This window comes from Pseudomonas sp. NBRC 111131, from assembly GCF_001320525.1.
Classification (GTDB): Bacteria; Pseudomonadota; Gammaproteobacteria; order Pseudomonadales; family Pseudomonadaceae; genus Aquipseudomonas; species Aquipseudomonas ceruminis.
On the sequence record NZ_BCBH01000002.1, the window covers coordinates 341,832 to 359,154 of the forward strand.

Below are 17,323 nucleotides of genomic sequence, written 5' to 3' on the forward strand. Positions count from 1 at the left end.
CCCCCGCCATGACCAAGCAGATTCGCCTGAACGCCTTTGCCATGAATACCGTCGGCCACCTGGCGCCCGGCCTGTGGCGCCACCCGCGCGACCAGGCTACGCGCTACACCGATATCCACTACTGGACCGACCTGGCGCGCACGCTGGAGCGCGGCTGCATCGACGGGCTGTTCATCGCCGATGTGCTGGGTGTATACGACGTGTATGGCGCCAGCCCCGACGCGGCCTTGAGCAACGCAGCCCAGGTGCCGGTCAACGACCCGCTGCAATTGGTGCCGGCCATGGCGGCCGCCACCCGGCACCTGGGTTTCGGGGTAACCGCCTCGGTGTCGTTCGAGCACCCGTTTCCGTTTGCCCGGCGCATGAGCACGCTCGATCACCTGACCCAAGGCCGCGCGGGCTGGAACATCGTTACCTCCTACCTGGCCAGCGGCGCACGCAACCTGGGCCAGCATGACCAATTGACCCACGACCAGCGCTATGCCCTGGCCGAGGAATACCTGCAGGTCTGCTACAAGCTCTGGGAAACCAGCTGGGAAGACGACGCGGTGCGCGCCGACCGGGCAAGCGGCGTCTATGCCGACCCGCGCAAGGTGCATGGCATCGAACACGAAGGCACCTACTTCAAGGTTCCCGGGTTCCACCTCAGCGAGCCGTCACCGCAGCGCACGCCGGTGATTTACCAGGCCGGCGCCTCGAGCCGTGGCCGCGCCTTCGCTGCTGCCAACGCCGAATGCGTTTTCGTCGCAGCGCCGAGCAAAGCCGTGCTGAAAAAACAGGTGGCCGACCTGCGCGCTGCGGTGGTAGCGGCAGGCCGCGCCGCCGACAGCGTCCTGGTGTTCGAACAACTGACAGTGATCGTCGCCGACACCGACGCCGCGGCTCTGGCCTTGCTGCGCGAGTATCGCGAGTACGCCAGCGCCACGGGCGCATTGGCCCTGATGTCGGGCTGGACCGGCATCGATTTCGCCACCTTGGCGCCGGACCAGGTCCTTCGCGAGGTGCCCAGCGAGGCGATCCAGTCGGCCGTCGAGGCCTTCACCAAAGCCGACCCCACGCGCACCTGGACCGCCGCCGAAATCGCTGACTACTGCGCCATCGGTGGTGACGGGCCGGTGTTGGTCGGTTCGGCCAGGACCGTGGCAGACCAGTTGCAGCAATGGGTCGAGGAAACCGACGTCGATGGCTTCAACCTGGCCAGCGTGGTCGCGCCTGAAACCTTCACCGCGGTTGTCGACCTGCTGGTGCCGGAGCTGCAGGCCCGTGGCCTGTTCAAGCGTAACTATGCCGAGGGCACCCTGCGCAACAAACTGTTCGGCCAGGGCGACCGCCTGGGCGCGCCACACCCGGTGGCAGCGTTGCGCCAGGAGGCACGGCGATGAACGGGCTGCTGGCGAACCTGGACTGGCCGGAGATTCTCCAGGCGTGCATCGACACGTTGAGCATGCTCGGTGCCGCACTGGGCTTCACGGTGCTGTTCGGCCTGCCCCTGGGGGTGCTGCTGTACCTTACCGGGCAACGCCAACTGCTGGCCAATGCCCCGCTGTACCGCCTGCTCTCGGTGCTGGTGAACGTGCTGCGCTCGCTGCCGTTCATCATCCTGCTGATCGTGCTGATCCCGCTCACGACGGTCATTGCCGGCACCTCGCTGGGCGTGCGAGGCACCATTCCACCGCTGGTGGTGGGCTGCACACCGTTCTTCGCACGCCTGGTGGAAACCGCCCTGCGGGAGGTCGACCGTGGCCTGATCGAGGCCAGCCAGGCGATGGGCGGCAGTATCCGCCAGATCATCTGGTACACCCTGCTGCCCGAAGCCCGCACCGGGCTGCTCGCAGCGATCACCGTCACCGCCATCGTGCTGGTGGATTACACCGCCATGGCGGGCGTGATCGGCGGTGGCGGCCTGGGCGACCTGGCGATTCGCTTTGGCTATCAACGCTTCCAGACCGACGTGATGGTCGTCACCGTGCTGCTGCTGATCGTGCTGGTACAGGCGCTGCAGATGGGTGGCGACCGCCTGGTACGGCACTTCACCCGACGCTGACTCCACCTACGACTGCTTCATCAGGAACAAACCCATGAAAAAAACCCTTGCAGCCCTTGCGACCCTGCTTGCCGCCAACAGCTTCACCGCGCAGGCGGCCGAACACCTGGTGGTCGGCGCCACCCCGGTACCGCACGCCGAGATCCTCGCGTTCGTAAAACCCACCCTGGCCAAGGAAGGTGTCGACCTCGACATCAAGGTGTTCAACGACTTCATCCAGCCCAACCTGCAATTGGCGCAGAAGAACCTGGACGCCAACTACTACCAGTACCGCCCGTTCCTCGATGACTTCAACAAGACGCGCCACACCGACCTGGTACCGGTGGTCGGCGTGCACATCGAGCCCTTCGGTGCCTACTCGGCCAAGTACAAGACCCTCGCCGAGCTGCCCGACGGCGCCAGCGTGGCCATTCCCAACGACCCGGTCAACACCGGCCGAGCCCTGGTGCTGTTGGCCGAAAACGGGCTGATCACGCTCAAGGAACCGGGCAACCCGCAGTCGACCCAGCGCGACATTACTGCCAATCCTCACCACCTGAAGATTCGCGAGCTCGAAGGCGCCATGCTGGCACGTTCGGTGAAACAGGTAGACCTGGCCTTCGTCTTCGCCAACTACGCCCTTGAGGCTGGCATCGACACCAGCAGTGCGCTGATCGTGGAAAAAGGCAAAGACCTGTACGTCGAGTACCTGGTGGCGCGCCCGGACAACCTGCAGGACCCAGGCATCCAGAAACTGGCCAAGGCACTGAACTCGCCAGAGGTCCGCAACTTCATCCTGACCCGATACAAAGGGCAGATTGCCCCTGGCTTCTGACCAGCGAGAACCCTACCCATGACCCGTTTCCCGCACGAAGTCCAGGCCGCCGCCGCGCAATTGCACTTGCGCGGCATCCACAAGCGTTACGGCGATATAACGGCGCTGGAGGGGATCGACCTGCACATCCGTCAAGGCGAGGTTTTCGGCATCATCGGCCGCAGTGGTGCAGGCAAGTCTTCGCTGCTGCGGCTGATCAACCGGCTGGAAACCCCAAGTGCCGGCCAAGTGCTGATCGATGGCCAGGACATCGCCGCGCTCGGCACCGCCGGGCTTCGCCAGCTCAGGCGCAAGGTCGCAATGATTTTCCAGCATTTCAACCTGCTGGCCAGCCGCACCGTTGCGGAAAATATCGAACTGCCGATGCTGATGGCTGGCGTGCCCGCACCCGCGCGCGCACGCCAGACGAAGGAGCTGCTGCAATTGGTCGGGCTGGCAGACCGCGCCAATGCCTACCCGGCGCAGCTGTCCGGCGGCCAGAAGCAACGGGTTGGGATCGCCCGCGCGCTGGTGCTGCAGCCGCAGATCCTGCTGTGCGACGAGGCTACCTCGGCGCTCGACCCGGAAAGTACCCGCGCCATCCTTGCCCTGCTGCGCGATATCAATCAGCGGCTGGGGCTGACCATCGTGCTCATCACCCACGAAATGGAAGTGATCCGTGATCTGTGTGACCGCGTCGCTGTGCTGGAGCGCGGCAGCGTCGTCGAACAGGGCGAAGTGTGGCAAGTGTTCGGTGCCCCGCAGCACGCTGTCAGCCAGTTGCTCCTGGCCAGCCATGAACGGCCCCTGCAAACCAGAGCGCCCGCCGCTGCCCAAGCGTACCTGGAACTGCATTTCACCGGGGTGAAAGGCCTGGAACCCGAGCTTGGAAAGCTCGCCGGCGCACTGGGCTCGCAGGTGCAACTGGTGCAGGGTTCGATCGAGCGCATACAAGGAAGAGCACTGGGCCGCCTGCGCCTGGCGGTGGCCAGCGAAGCGCCCACTGCCGAGCTGCTACAACGGGCCCGGGCGCTGGCGGACTGGGCGCAATGGGTGCAGTGAGGCCAGCCTGCAACAGGCAAACATTTGTAACAGCACGCCATTCGGCACCACCGGGAAATGGGTCTAGGCTCAAGCCCATGTGATACCGGGCCCCTCTGACGGCTTGCGCCGCCATGTCGGATCACTGTTGCCATGCAACGTCGACAATCAAGGAGGGGCTCATGACAGCTCTGCACACGTTCCTCGTTACCCCATTCCTGGGCACCAGCACCTGGTTGTGGCTGGTGTTCATGGCCATCGTCATTGGTTTGCTGGTGCTCGACCTGGGTGTCCTGCACCGCCAGGACCGTGAAATCGAAATGCGCGAGAGCCTGCTGTTGTATTCAGGCTACTTCAGCGTGGGCGTGCTCTTTGGCGTGTGGGTCTGGTACGAACTGGGCGCGCAGTCGGCGCTGGAGTTCTACACCGGGTTCCTGGTGGAACAATCGTTGTCGATGGACAACGTATTCGTCATGGCGATGATCTTCGGCTTCTTCGCCATCCCCCGCCGCTACCAGCATCGGGTGCTGTTCTGGGGCATCCTGGGAGTGGTGTTCCTGCGGGCGATCATGATCGGCGTGGGTGCGACGTTGGTGCAGAACTTCGAATGGGTCCTGTACCTCTTCGGCGCTTTTCTGCTGTTCACCGGGGTGAAGATGGCCTTGTCGAAAGAAGACAGCCACCCTGACCTGGCCAATAACCCGGTGCTGAAGTTCGTCAGGCGGCACATGCGCGTGACCGAGCAAATCCATGGCTCACACTTTTTCGTGCGCCTTACTCCGCCCGGGCAGACCAAGGCACTGCGCTATGCCACGCCGCTATTTCTGGCGCTGGTGTTGATCGAGCTGGCCGACTTGGTATTTGCCGTCGACAGCGTGCCGGCGATATTCGCCATCACCCAGGACCCGTTCATCGTCTACACCTCGAACATCTTCGCCATTCTGGGCCTGCGTTCGCTGTACTTCGCCCTGTCAGCGCTGATGCACCGGTTTGTCTACCTCAAGTACGCACTGGCGCTGGTGTTGATCTTCATCGGTTGCAAGATCTTCTACCACGGCATGGTGGGCAAGGTGCCGGCACTGCTCTCGCTGGGGGTGACGTTCGGGCTGTTGCTGGGTGGGGTGGTGATCTCGCTGCTCAAGACGCGCGGCGAGCAAGTGACGGATGACAGGCCCAAGGCCCCCCTTGGTGATTGAGGCCGATGCACAGCCGGTAAACACTACGGTCGGTTCAGTGTAAAACCTGTTCGGGGGTAAACGGCCGTATGTGCTTCGGTAGTTTGATCTCTTGCTTGCAGTGGTTCACAAACTCACTGGTCAGGCGGGTAAGGTCTTTATCCCGGTTCCACGCCACCACCGTGCTCGACGGAAGCAATGCGCCATCCAGCGGCAGCGTGACGACCCTCTTGCCGTTGGGTGTCTGTATCTGTTCGGGCAAGGTCACCAGGATCGACACCCCCAGCCCCTGCCCGACAAAGGCGGTCACCAGCTCCATCGATGGCACTTTGTAAGCGATATTGGGCCGCAAGCCGGCCACCTCGAACTGCCCGATAAAATATTGGTTGCTCGGCCAGATATCCAACAACACCAGCGGTTCTTTTGCGATCATCGACAACGACAGCATTTCGCGGTTAGCCAGCGCATGATCCGCGGGCAACACCGCACGCGGGTACAGGTCCGGCAGAAGCGCTATAGATTTATGTGTGTCCCTTAAACCCGCCGAGTAGGTCAAGGCCAGGTCGAAAGCACCAGACCTCAGCCCTTCCACTATCTTGTTCTGGTTAACGATATGAAGAGAGACTCGCACCGAGGGAAAGCGGTTTTCAAACGAGCTCAACAGTTCTGGCATATAGGAAGAAGCAATAGGCTCGTAACACGCCAGTACAATTTCGCCGCTGATTCTTTCACTGTCGCCATTCACCTGTTGTTCAAACGCGCGCGCATCCCGAAGCAAGCTAACGGCCCGCTCAAAAAAATGTGAGCCGGCGGGCGTGAGCATCAACCCGTTTGATTTATGACGGACAAAAATCTGCAGGTCGAACCGACTTTCGAGGTCCTTGATTGCCGATGAGATGGCGGGATTTGAAATATTAAGCCGGCGAGATGCCTCAGAAATGCTTCCGCACTCCACGGTCGTGACAAGGTATCGAAGTTGTTTGAGTGAGTAGTTAAACGCCATGGCGGTCCCCTCATGTCATGGGCACAGGAACAATCCCTCTTGCCGCCAGTTGTCTTGCCGTTCGTTCGAGTGGGCAACCCCACGCAGAGGCCCTCTGGCAGGGGTGCAGGCACACCAATCAGCCGTGATTATAAGTACCGGGCATATGCTATAGAAATGCTGTTATGTAATATTTTTATTCCTGAAAAGAATAAGCAGCAGGGGCGTGCCCAACAGAAAATCCGATCCCTGAGAACAGATTATTCGAGTTGCTAGACCCGCAGCATTGCCGATAAAAATGTTCGCCGATCAGTACAACTTCTGGGCGATAGACAATGGCGCGGGCACAGGCAATCAAAACACTTTCGGCAAACGACCTTCATCATGCATTAGTACAGAACAGCGAAATCGCAGCCCTTGATGTCCGCGAAGCCAAGTTCTACGCCGAAGGCCACATCAACGTATCGTCTCATGTTGCGTTGAGCAGCCTGGAGCTTCAACTTTTTCATACCCTGCCGCGCAAAACAGTGCCGATTGTCATCATTGATCAAGCTGGCACTTCAGCGGGTGAAGCCGAGCGGGCGTGGGAAGTATTGAATGCACTGTCCTACACAGACTTGCGCATTCTGGAAGGTGGCATTAACGCCTGGAAAGCCCATGGATATGCGCTGGGTACGGGTTACAACACATGGGTCAAGACCTTTGCCGACCTGGCGCACGCCCATTACGCAACACCGACGATAACGGTGCAACAACTTCAAGCTCGCCTGAACAATGGCCAGCCAACAACCCTCATTGATTGCCGGCCCGAACAGGAATATCGAAAACTCACCGTTACCGGCGCCTGTAATGTGCCCGGTGTGGAACTGGCACTTTACGACCTGAACCGGGTTGATGCGGCGCATCTTTATGTCATCAGTTGCTTCAGTCGCACCCGTGGGATCGTCGCCACCACCACCCTCGCCCACCTTGGCAACCAGCCAAACGTTGCCTTCCTGGAAGACGGAATCATGGCTTCATTCCTTCAGGGTGTGCCCACCGGGCCTGGAGACCCCCATTTGCCAGCCCCGGGGGATGTCGCATCGGACCTGGTGTTGCGGCGCCACGCTGAAAGCATCCTGCAACGCCACGCCCTGAGTGTGATTGATCACAACCACTACCGTCAGCTGCTGCAGGAGCAAGACGTCAGAACACTCTATGTTTTCGACGTCCGCCCCGAGGCATCCTACCTCGCTGGGCACCTTGCACAGGCCGTGTCTGCACCGGGTGGCCAATTGCTGATGACCTATGACACCCAGGTTCCAGTGCGCAATGCCAGGATCGTGCTTGTTGATGACCCCCACCTGAAGCGCGCAGCGGTCAGCGCCTACTGGCTCTCCCATTTCAACGACGCCGAGATTCATGTACTGGCAATGGATCAGGGCAATTTCGAACAGGTCAGCGGGGCAAACACCGTGGCCGTGCCGGAGCAGGTCCGGTGGTTGACTGCGCAGGAGGTACACGCGCGCTTCGACCGCTTGTGCGTGGTGGATGTCGGGCCCAGCCTGAACTACGAACAGGGGCATCTTCCCGGTGCGAAATTCGCGTTGCGACCTTCGCTGCCGGCCTGGCTGCAAACCCAGCCGCCGGGGCCGATCCTGTTCACCTCCCCCGACGGAGTCAATGCGGCCTATGCCGCAGCGCAATTGACCCAAGCCTTTGGGATCGACGCCTACGCACTCAAGGGCGGTACCGAGGCCTGGCGCCAGGCAGGCCTTGCCCTGGAGACGGATATCCAGCCGCAACAGTTGATAACGCCCTTCGACGACGACTGGGGCTCGACGATGCGCGCCAAGGTAGACCGTGAGCGGATTTTCCGCGATTACCTGACTTGGGAGCGGAACCTGGGCCATGCCATTTCCCAGGATGAAACGGTTCAATTCCATTGGCCGGCCTTGGCCACTCATTAAGTACCCCATCGTCCACCGCACGTTTGCGACTGAGCCACTTCCTGTGAGCTTACAACCGACCCTTTATTACCCAAGGACTTTCAACATGATGACTCGTCGCACCCTGGGCAGGCTTGCCTTGGCTACCAGTATTGGCGCTCTGACAATAAGCGGATTCACCGTCGCTGAAGAACAAACGTTGAAAATTGGCCTGGCCGCGAGCCCGGCAAACGAAGCGGTTCGATACGCTGCGCAAGTTGCAGAAACGAAGGGCCTGCACGTCAAACTGTATGAATTCACTGATTGGGTAACGCCCAACAGCGCCCTGAACAACGGTGACGTCGATGTCAACTACTTCCAACACGTTCCGTTTCTTGAGAATGCGCAAAAAGCCAATGGCTGGAAGTTCTCCGCCGTTGCACCGGGCTATATCAGTTGGCTGGGCGTCTACACAGAAAAACTTAAATCACTCGATGACCTGAAAGACGGCGCGAAAATCTCGTTCGCCAACGACCCTGTCAACACCGGCCGCGCCCTGCTGTTCTTGCAGTCCCTGGGCCTGGTCAAACTCAAGCCTGGCGCCAGCTATGGCGCCACCTTGCAGGACGTGGTGGAAAACCCCAAGCAGCTTCAATTCATTCAAGTCGAGGCCCAGCAGGTGGTCCGCTCGCTGCCGGATGTCGATGTCGGCCTGACCTTCGCCTCGTTCATCAAACTGGCGGGCAAGGACCCGGCCGATGCGCTGGTGTTCGAGAAGCCTGACAACCTCTACGCCATCCATTGGGTTGCGCGTGCTGACCACGCCCGCGACCCACGTATCGCCGAGTTCATCAATATCTACGACACCGCGCCCGAAGTGAAAAAGATATTGACCGACCTGTACAACGGGCAAGTGGGTTTTGCCTGGTAAGTGCCATTGCGAAGTTCAGTGGCTGCGCGGCAACTACCGGATCAAACCCATCAGGGTTCGCAGCCACGGGCTTACAACCGCTGGAGTAGGTAATGCAATCAGATAAAAAATTACTGCTCAACGCGTTCAACATGAACAGCGTTGGCCACATTTCCCATGGCATGTGGACGCACCCGCGTGACCAATCGCCAAACTATGCGAACCTGGATTATTGGGTCAACCTGGCAAAAACGCTTGAGCGCGGCAAGTTCGACGGGCTGTTCCTGGCCGATGTCATAGGCACCAACGATGTCTGGGGCGGGTCGCCGGAGGCTGCGCTGCGCGAGGCGGTACAGGTGCCGATCAACGACCCGATCATTCCCCTTTCGGCAATGGCCTACGCCACCCGGCACCTGAGCTTTAACGTTACGGCAAACCTGACGTATGAAAAGCCCTACTTGCTGGCCAGGCGCTTTTCCACGCTGGACCATTTAACCAACGGTCGCGTCGGCTGGAACATCGTCACGGGCTACCTGGACAGCGCCGCGCGCGCGATGGGCCTGACCGAACAGATCCGCCATGACAACCGCTACGACATGGCCGATGACTACCTGGACCTTGTCTACAAGCTTTGGGAAGGCAGTTGGCAAGACGATGCTGTGGAGCGCAACCGCCACACCGGGCGCTTTACCGACCCCAGCAAGGTTCACCGCGTCAAACATGACGGCCCGTTCTACCAGCTCGATGCCATCCATCTGTGCGAACCATCGCCCCAGCGCACGCCGGTGCTGTTCCAGGCAGGCACCTCAGCGCGTGGCCGCGACTTCGCCGCGCGCCATGCAGAGTGCATCTTCATGTCGTCGAACAACCAGAACGTCGAAGTGACCAAGAGCATCGTTGACGATCTACGCAAGCGAGCGGTGGCCAACGGACGAGCCGCCGACGATATCAAGGTCTTCGTGGGCGTGGTGGTGGTCGTGGACAAAACCGAGGCGGCTGCCCAGGAAAAACTGCGCGAGTACGAACACTACGCCAGCGCGGCAGGCGGCCTGACGCATTTCAGTGCGTCGATTGGCGCGGACCTTTCACGCTATGCGCTGGATGAGCCAATCACACTGCAGAACACCCAGGCGATGGTCGCCTCACTGGACGCCATCACCCGCTACAACCCCGGCGCCCCGTGGACCGTGCGGCGACTGCTGGCGCAGATGAAGTTGGGTTCGCGCAATACGCCCATCGTCGGCTCAGGCAGCCAGGTAGCCGAACAACTGATCGCGTTTGCCCAACAAACCGGCATTGACGGGTTCAACCTCATGCGTGTCGTGACGCCGGAAAGCTATGAGGATTTCGTCGACCTGGTAGTGCCAGAGTTGCAGCAACGCGGCGCCTTCAAAACCGATTATGCCCAAGGCACGCTACGCGAGAAATTGTTCGGCCCCAATGCCGCGCATCTTTCGCCCCGCCATTACGGAAGGCAGTTCCGTCATGCACCTGAAGGTGATGTGTGATGGCGAGCAACCCTGCACAAAGCCTGACAGCCGCGGCCGACGTGTCATCGACCCGCTCACTGCCGCAGTACGCCGACAGCGCGCGCGCCACTCACACCGACGCGCTGTCAGCAGACAGCATGACGTTCGTTGACATCAGCAAACGCTACGCGACCCCGGCGGGTGAAGTGGATGCCCTGGTGAACATCAACCTCTCGATCAAACAGGGTGAGGTTTTCGGCTTTATCGGGCGCAGCGGCGCCGGCAAGTCCACGCTTATCCGGCTGATCAATCTGCTGGAAAAGCCCACACACGGCAACATCACCGTCAATGGCGCGCCCACCCACGACCTCGCAGGCGAAGGCCTGGTGCAACTGCGGCGCGGCATTGGAATGATCTTTCAGCATTTCAACTTGATGTCGGCAAAAACCGTTGCGCACAACGTCGCGTTGCCGCTGATCATGGCGGGCGTACCCAAAGCTCGCATCGACGCCAAGGTAACTGAACTGCTGGCGCTGGTTGGGTTGTCGGAAAAGCGCGACGCGTATCCGGCGCAACTGTCGGGTGGACAAAAGCAGAGAGTGGGCATTGCCCGCGCACTGGTCCATGACCCACAGATCCTTCTTTGCGACGAAGCAACGTCGGCGCTGGACCCGGAAAACACCCGTTCAATTCTTCAACTGCTGCGCGAGATCAACCGGCGCAACGGCATCACCGTGGTGCTTATCACCCATGAGATGGCCGTTATCCGCGAGGTCTGTGATCGCGTTGCCGTGCTCGATCGTGGCGAAATCGTCGAGTCTGGCGAAGTCTGGAGGGTCTTTGGCAGCCCCCAGCACGGGGTGACGAAATCGCTGCTCGGGCAACTTGACCACGCCATTCCTGACGACTTGGTCGCGCACCTCCAGCCCGGCTACCCGGCAGGTGAAGGTACCTTGGTGATACGCGCAACGCTGCGCCCCTGCCATATCAGCGCGCCGGACCTGCAGGCGGTGCTGCAGGTGATCAACGGGCCGGTCAAGTTGCTGGACAGTGCGGTGGATCGGATCAACGCCCACACCTTTGGGCGGCTACTGGTCTGCGCCCCCTCGCGAGGCAACACCCTCGCAGACATTGAGCAGCGGCTAAGCGCGCTCCCCTACACCGTTGATGTCGAGGTCCTTGGCCATGTTACAACTGACGTTTGATGCGCTCGTCGAGCTGTTGCTCAGCGCCGCCTGGGAAACCTTCCAGATGGTCGCTGTGGCCGGGCTGCTGACACTGCTGTTCGGGCTGCCGATCGCCTTGTTGCTGATCGTCACCGGACGTGGCGGCCTGTGCGAGGCACCGGGCCTGCACCGGATCGTCGGCTGGACCGTCAACGCGTTGCGCTCCACACCGTTCATCATTCTGCTCGTCGCGCTCATTCCAGTGACGCGCCTGCTGGTCGGCACATCGCTAGGCCTGTGGGCCGCCGTGGTACCCATTACCGTGGCGGCCACGCCGTATTTTGCCCGCATTGCCGAAGTGGGCCTGCGGGAGATAGACCCCGGCCTGATCGAAGCAGCACAGGCCATGGGCGCACGAAGCTGGCAGATCGTATGGCATGTGCTCTTGCCCGAGGGCCTACCCGCAATCATCGGTGGATTCACCGTGACCCTGGTGTCGGTAACGGGCATGTCGGCCATGGCCGGTGTGGTCGGGGGTGGCGGGCTTGGAGACCTGGCCATACGTTACGGCTATCAACGATTCGACACGACTGTCATGGTCAGCGTCATCCTCATTCTGATTGTCATGGTGAGCATTATCCAAGGCATCGGCAACCGGCTGTCCAACGCACTCAATCACCGTAACTGATTCGCCCCACTTGGCTTGGCGTGGGCACTTCAAGGTGCCCACGACGGCCCCGCATTGCTTGCAGAAGCACCGTCACATTCAACAACGCCATTCAAGGATGCCTTCAATGACCGCTACTAGACCTGCATACGACACCAACGAGCTGCTAACGATATTCACGCCCATCTTTGACAGGATACGAACCGACGCCTCGTCGCGAGAACGCAACCGGACATTGCTGTTCGAACAGATTGGCTGGCTGAGGGAGGCACGTTTCGGTGCCCTGCGGGTGCCCGTCGAGCTCGGCGGATACGGTGCGTCCATGGTCCAACTGTTTGACCTGTTGATTGCGTTGGCATCGGCCGACTCGAATATCCCTCAATCACTCAGGCTTCATTTTTCGCGTGTCGAGCGTATCGTGATCGGTGATGAGCGGCACAAACAGAAAGTGTGGATTGACCGGGTTGCACGTGGCGAGCTGTTTGGAAACGCGACAACCGAGCCACCAGGCACGCCGATCGGGGAAGTTCGCACCCGGGTATTACCGCATGCGGACGGCACCTTCCGGCTCAATGGCAAGAAGGCCTACGGCACCGGTAGCCTTTACTCACAGTGGATCCCAGTGGTCGCCGCCGACGAACACGACAATCGTGTGATCGTGACCGTTCCTGCAGACAGAAAAGGCGTCACGCTGGTGGATGACTGGGATGGCTTCGGGCAGCGCCTGACCGCGACCGGATCGTCGATGTTCGAGGACGTCGTGGTGCATGCCGAGGAAATTTCCGCCCCCATCAAAAAGACCACGAGGGCTGGCAGCGGTTTCGCACAGTTGGTGCACCTAGCAACCCTCGCGGGCGTCGCCAGCGCGATCACCCACGATGTCACGCAGCAGGTCGCGACGCGAAAAAGGGTGTACTACACAGGGCCCGGCGGCCTGCCCCGGCACGATCCGATTATCCAAATGCAAGTGGGCAAGATTGGCGCCGCCGCTGCCTCGGCGCGCTCGATCGTGCTGGGCGCCGCCCAGGTACTTCAGGACGCTTGGCAGGTCTGGAATACGCAAGGGGAGCATTCCCCGGCTACTGACGAAGCCTATGTCAAGGCAGACCTGGCCATTTCGTCTGCACAAGTCACCTTGATCCCACTGGTGCTCAATGCGGCCACAGAACTGTTCGATACCCTTGGCGCTTCCGCCATCGATGCCAAAGGCGGCCTGGACCGCCATTGGCGGAACGCGCGCGCCCTGTCCTCGCACAACCCTCACCTCTACAAGGCCAGGGTCATCGGCGACTACCTGTTGAATCAGGCACTGCCGCCGAACTTCGTTGCGGGTGACGACGTAGGGGTTATCACCGATACCGCCAGTACTGCATCACGCTGAGGCCCGACAGGGGGGGCCGCTTTGCGGCCCCTCGTGCTCAAGTGAACCGGTGCTGCCCAGACGTGGCGAGCCACGCCTCACCGCTCGCCGCGCAACAGCTGCGCTGGCACATACTTGCCGATCTCATACTTGCCAATTGCCGCGCGGTGCACCTCATCCGGCCCATCGGCCAGGCGCAGGGTGCGCTGCATGGCATACATGTACGCCAGGGGGAAGTCTGCGCTCACCCCTGCACCGCCATGAATCTGGATCGCACGGTCGATAACCTTCAAGGCCACGTTCGGCGCCACCACCTTGATCTGCGCAATCTCACTGCGCGCCACCTTGTTGCCAACGGTGTCCATCATGTACGCCGCCTTCAGGGTGAGCAGACGGGCCATGTCGATTTCCATGCGCGAGTCAGCGATCTTGTCGACGTTGCCGCCCAGCCGCGCCAGCGGACGACCGAACGCGGTACGCTCGACCGAGCGTTTGCACATCAGCTCCAGGGCACGTTCGGCCATGCCTACCGACCGCATGCAGTGGTGGATACGGCCAGGGCCCAGGCGCCCCTGGGCGATCTCGAAGCCGCGGCCCTCGCCCAGGACCACGTTGTCGTAGGGCACCCGCACGTTTTCAAACAGCACTTCAGCGTGGCCATGGGGAGCATCGTCGTAGCCGAATACCGGCAACGGCCGGACAATCTTCACCCCGGGGGCATCGGTCGGCACCAGCACCATCGAGTGCTGCTGGTGGCGCGGGCCTTCTGGGTTGGACAGGCCCATGAAGATCATCACCTTGCAACGCGGGTCGCAGGCACCGGAAGTCCACCACTTGCGGCCGTTGATTACCCATTCGTCACCGTCACGGATAGCCGTGGCGGCCATGTTGGTGGCGTCCGAAGAGGCTACGTCCGGTTCGGTCATGGCGAATGCCGAGCGGATCTCGCCCCGCAGCAGCGGCTCGAGCCACTGGCGCTTCTGCGCCTCGCTGCCATAGCGCACCAGCACTTCCATGTTGCCGGTGTCCGGTGCCGAACAGTTGAATGGCTCCGGGCCCAGCAGCGAACGCCCCATGATCTCGGCCAGCGGCGCGTATTCCAGGTTGCTCAGGCCGGCACCGTACTCCGACTCGGGCAAAAACAGGTTCCATAACCCTTCGGCGCGGGCCTTGGCCTTGAGTTCCTCCATGATTGCAGTGGGCTGCCAGCGGTCACCCTCCGCGACCTGGCGCTCGAATACCGGCTCGGCGGGGTAAACATGGGCGTCCATGAACGCTGCAACACGTTCACGCAGTGCCTGGACCTTGGGCGAATAGGCGAAATCCATCAGGGCTACCTTCACGGTTCGAAGTACATGGGCAGAGCCTAGAGCAGCCACCCTCAATCTACCTAGTCTATTTTCTGCGTGTATAAACATTCATAACCGATATATGATCGGGCCATAATTCCAACAAAGAGCGGCGTCCATGAACCTCAGTAAGGTCGACCTCAACCTGTTCATCGTCTTTGATGCGATCTACACCGAAGCCAACCTGACCCGCGCCGGGCAGATCGTCGGCATTACCCAGCCGGCGGTGTCCAACGCGCTGTCACGGTTGCGCGAAACCTTCAACGACCCGTTGTTCGTGCGCACCGCGCAGGGCATGGTGCCCACACCCATGGCGCAGAACATCATTGGCCCGGTACGCAACGCCCTGGCGCTGCTGCGTACCTCGGTACAGGAAAGCCGCATCTTCAACCCGCAGCAGGCCAACAAGACCTTTCGCATCAGCATGACCGACCTCACCGAGGCGGTGATCCTGCCGCCGCTGTTCCAGCGCCTGCGCCGTCTGGCCCCGGCGGTACTGATCGAGAGCTTCCTGTGCAAACGCCGGGAAACCACCAAGGAACTGGCCGCCGGGCGCCTGGACTTTGCCGTCGATGCGCCGCTGAACACCGACCCGCAGGTGCGCCACGTCAAGCTGATGCAGGACCGTTACGTCTGCGCCCTGCGCCAGGGCCATCCGCTGGCGGACAGCAAATTGACCCTCGACAGTTACCTGGGCATGACCCACATCCATATCTCCAGCCGCCGTAATGGCCTGGGCTATGTCGACCTGGCGCTGGGCAAGATGGGCGTGCAACGCAAGGTCGCCCTGCGCTCGCAGCATTACCTGATGGCGTCGCAGGTACTGCAGCAGACCGACATGGCGATGACCGTGCCGGAACGCTTTGCCCGCCGTCATCAGTTGCGCTACCAGCCGCTGCCGGTGGACATTGCGCCGCTGGAAACGCACCTGTACTGGCATGAAAGCACCGATCAGGACCCGGCCAACCGCTGGATGCGCGAGCAGATCATCGAGCTGTGCGAGCGGGTGGTGGCGGAGGAAGAGCGAACCGCGGCACCGGCCTGAGCACGCAGGCGCGTTAAAAATTCTACGGCAACCTGCTTATGGAGAATATTTTTCTGACAGCGGGGCCGTAACATGAATAAAAAGGCAAACGTTTTTTTCCCCCGGCGATTACGCTTGCTGCAACGATCGCCGACTCCACGGTGACAGCAACGGACCCGCCGCTATGCCTAGTGCCCCACTCTACTTCGACTACGCCGCCACCACTCCGGTCGACGACCGGGTCATCGAAACCATGCTCACCTGCCTCGGCCGCCAAGTGAACTTTGGTAACCCCGCGTCCAGTGGCCATGCCTACGGCCAGGCCGCCCGCGAAGCCGTCGAGCAAGCCCGCGAGCAGGTGGCCGCGCGGGTCGGAGCCAGCGCCGATGAGCTGGTTTGGACCTCCGGGGCCACTGAGTCCAACAACCTTGCACTCAAGGGCATCGCCCAGGGTTTTGAGCAACCGGGGCACCTGATCACCAGCCAGTTGGAGCACAAGGCCGTGCTCGATACCGTCGGCGAACTGGAGCGCCAAGGCTGGGCGGTCACGCGCCTGGCGCCGGACGCCGCGGGCCTGATCCAGCCCTACGATGTGCAGGCAGCATTGCGTGCCGATACCCGCCTGGTGTCGCTGATGGCAGTCAACAACGAACTGGGCACCCTCACTGATTTCGCCGCCATAGGCGAGCGCCTGCGTGCCCATGGCGCCCTGTTGCATGTCGATGCCGCGCAGGCCGTAGGCAAAGTGGACATCGACCTGCAGGCCCAGGCGGTCGACCTGATGTCGTTCTCGGCGCACAAGGTCTATGGGCCCAAGGGTATCGGCGCGTTGTACGTCGGCCCCCGCGCCCGTGATCGGATGCGTGCGCAGATTCACGGTGGCGGCCATGAACGCGGGCTGCGCTCGGGCACCTTGCCCACTCACCAGATCGTTGGCATGGGCACTGCCTTCGCCCTGGCAGGCCAGCCTGGCGACAGCGAGGACCAACGGATCGAACAGCTTGCCAAGCGGTTGCGCGAAGGGTTGCTGGCACTGCCTGGGGTCACGCTCAATGGCTGTGCCCGCCAGCGTGTCCCGCATACCTTGAACCTGTGCATCGAGGCCGCGGGGTTCAACAGCATGGCATTGGCCGGTGAGCTGGCATTGTCGACCACCTCGGCATGCAACTCGGCCAGCAACGCAGCCTCACATGTGTTGCTAGCGCTGGGGCTGGATGAACAGCGGGCACGCAAAAGCGTGCGCGTCAGTATCGGGCGGTTTACCAGCGAGGCGGAGGTGGACAAGGCGATCGAGGTATTCAGGCGCTCGGTCGCAGCGGCCTCAGCCGCCTTGTGGTAACCCCTGGCTCGTGGTTAGCAGCACGGCGGACCGAACCAAGAGCGGGCGTGGGCTTCTGACTATCGTCCATGCAGCCCATGTGTGAATGATGGGCTGC

The 17,323-nt window shown here is 61.4% G+C and carries 15 protein-coding genes; 13 read left to right on the forward strand and 2 right to left on the reverse strand.

Translation table 11 applies throughout. The features are described from left to right. Window positions 1-8: 8 nt before the first annotated feature. The 5 genes from APH34_RS03590 to APH34_RS03610 all read left to right on the forward strand — a co-directional run bounded on the left by APH34_RS03590 (window position 9) and on the right by APH34_RS03610 (window position 5,074). Entirely contained in the window at window positions 9-1,382 is a 1,374-nt protein-coding gene (locus tag APH34_RS03590; RefSeq protein ID WP_054899798.1) for an LLM class flavin-dependent oxidoreductase, read from the forward strand. Then, window positions 1,379-2,044, forward strand: a complete 666-nt coding sequence (locus APH34_RS03595; RefSeq protein ID WP_054899799.1) for a methionine ABC transporter permease — start codon at window positions 1,379-1,381, stop codon at window positions 2,042-2,044. The genes APH34_RS03590 and APH34_RS03595 overlap by 4 nt, the downstream gene beginning before the upstream one ends. A 34-nt stretch (window positions 2,045-2,078) precedes the next feature. Further along, the gene (locus APH34_RS03600; protein ID WP_054899800.1) at window positions 2,079-2,858 is read left to right on the forward strand and encodes a MetQ/NlpA family ABC transporter substrate-binding protein; all 780 of its coding nucleotides are present in this window, start codon (window positions 2,079-2,081) and stop codon (window positions 2,856-2,858) included. A gap of 18 nt (window positions 2,859-2,876) precedes the next feature. Further along, window positions 2,877-3,899, forward strand: coding sequence for a methionine ABC transporter ATP-binding protein (locus APH34_RS03605; RefSeq protein ID WP_054899801.1), 1,023 nt, complete (start codon window positions 2,877-2,879; stop codon window positions 3,897-3,899). Between the two features lie 161 nt (window positions 3,900-4,060). Then, window positions 4,061-5,074, forward strand: coding sequence for a TerC family protein (locus tag APH34_RS03610; RefSeq protein WP_054899802.1), 1,014 nt, complete (start codon window positions 4,061-4,063; stop codon window positions 5,072-5,074). Window positions 5,075-5,108: 34 nt separating this feature from the next. Here the strand turns inward: APH34_RS03610 and APH34_RS03615 are convergent, their stop codons facing one another. Continuing rightward, window positions 5,109-6,056, reverse strand: coding sequence for a LysR family transcriptional regulator (locus APH34_RS03615; protein ID WP_054899803.1), 948 nt, complete (start codon window positions 6,054-6,056; stop codon window positions 5,109-5,111). Window positions 6,057-6,370: 314 nt separating this feature from the next. Between APH34_RS03615 and APH34_RS03620 the strand changes: the two genes are divergently transcribed. The 6 genes from APH34_RS03620 (at window position 6,371) to APH34_RS03645 (ending at window position 13,535) form a co-directional block, all read left to right on the forward strand. Then, the gene (locus APH34_RS03620; protein ID WP_054899804.1) at window positions 6,371-7,984 is read left to right on the forward strand and encodes a rhodanese-like domain-containing protein; all 1,614 of its coding nucleotides are present in this window, start codon (window positions 6,371-6,373) and stop codon (window positions 7,982-7,984) included. Window positions 7,985-8,069: 85 nt separating this feature from the next. Continuing rightward, window positions 8,070-8,873, forward strand: a complete 804-nt coding sequence (locus APH34_RS03625) for a MetQ/NlpA family ABC transporter substrate-binding protein (RefSeq protein WP_054899805.1) — start codon at window positions 8,070-8,072, stop codon at window positions 8,871-8,873. 92 nt (window positions 8,874-8,965) lie between these two features. Continuing rightward, the gene (locus tag APH34_RS03630) at window positions 8,966-10,360 is read left to right on the forward strand and encodes an LLM class flavin-dependent oxidoreductase (RefSeq protein WP_054899806.1); all 1,395 of its coding nucleotides are present in this window, start codon (window positions 8,966-8,968) and stop codon (window positions 10,358-10,360) included. A gap of 23 nt (window positions 10,361-10,383) precedes the next feature. After that, complete coding sequence (locus APH34_RS03635; RefSeq protein ID WP_054899849.1) at window positions 10,384-11,526, forward strand: ATP-binding cassette domain-containing protein; 1,143 nt, start codon at window positions 10,384-10,386, stop codon at window positions 11,524-11,526. After that, entirely contained in the window at window positions 11,507-12,175 is a 669-nt protein-coding gene (locus APH34_RS03640; protein WP_054899807.1) for a methionine ABC transporter permease, read from the forward strand. The genes APH34_RS03635 and APH34_RS03640 overlap by 20 nt, the downstream gene beginning before the upstream one ends. A gap of 106 nt (window positions 12,176-12,281) precedes the next feature. Next, window positions 12,282-13,535 carry an acyl-CoA dehydrogenase family protein gene (locus APH34_RS03645; RefSeq protein WP_082422718.1) on the forward strand — a complete coding sequence of 418 codons (1,254 nt, stop codon included), beginning with the start codon at window positions 12,282-12,284 and terminating at the stop codon, window positions 13,533-13,535. Window positions 13,536-13,612: 77 nt separating this feature from the next. Here APH34_RS03645 and APH34_RS03650 read toward each other — a convergent pair whose 3' ends face one another. Next, window positions 13,613-14,842 carry an acyl-CoA dehydrogenase gene (locus APH34_RS03650; RefSeq protein ID WP_054899809.1) on the reverse strand — a complete coding sequence of 410 codons (1,230 nt, stop codon included), beginning with the start codon at window positions 14,840-14,842 and terminating at the stop codon, window positions 13,613-13,615. 139 nt (window positions 14,843-14,981) lie between these two features. On the opposite strand from APH34_RS03650, the gene APH34_RS03655 reads away from it, so the two are divergent. Both APH34_RS03655 and APH34_RS03660 read left to right on the forward strand, forming a co-directional pair. Continuing rightward, the gene (locus tag APH34_RS03655; RefSeq protein WP_054899810.1) at window positions 14,982-15,908 is read left to right on the forward strand and encodes a LysR family transcriptional regulator; all 927 of its coding nucleotides are present in this window, start codon (window positions 14,982-14,984) and stop codon (window positions 15,906-15,908) included. 163 nt (window positions 15,909-16,071) lie between these two features. Further along, a complete protein-coding gene (locus APH34_RS03660; protein WP_054899811.1) occupies window positions 16,072-17,226 on the forward strand; it encodes a cysteine desulfurase family protein in 1,155 nt (384 codons plus the stop codon). The last annotated feature ends 97 nt before the right edge of the window (window positions 17,227-17,323 follow it).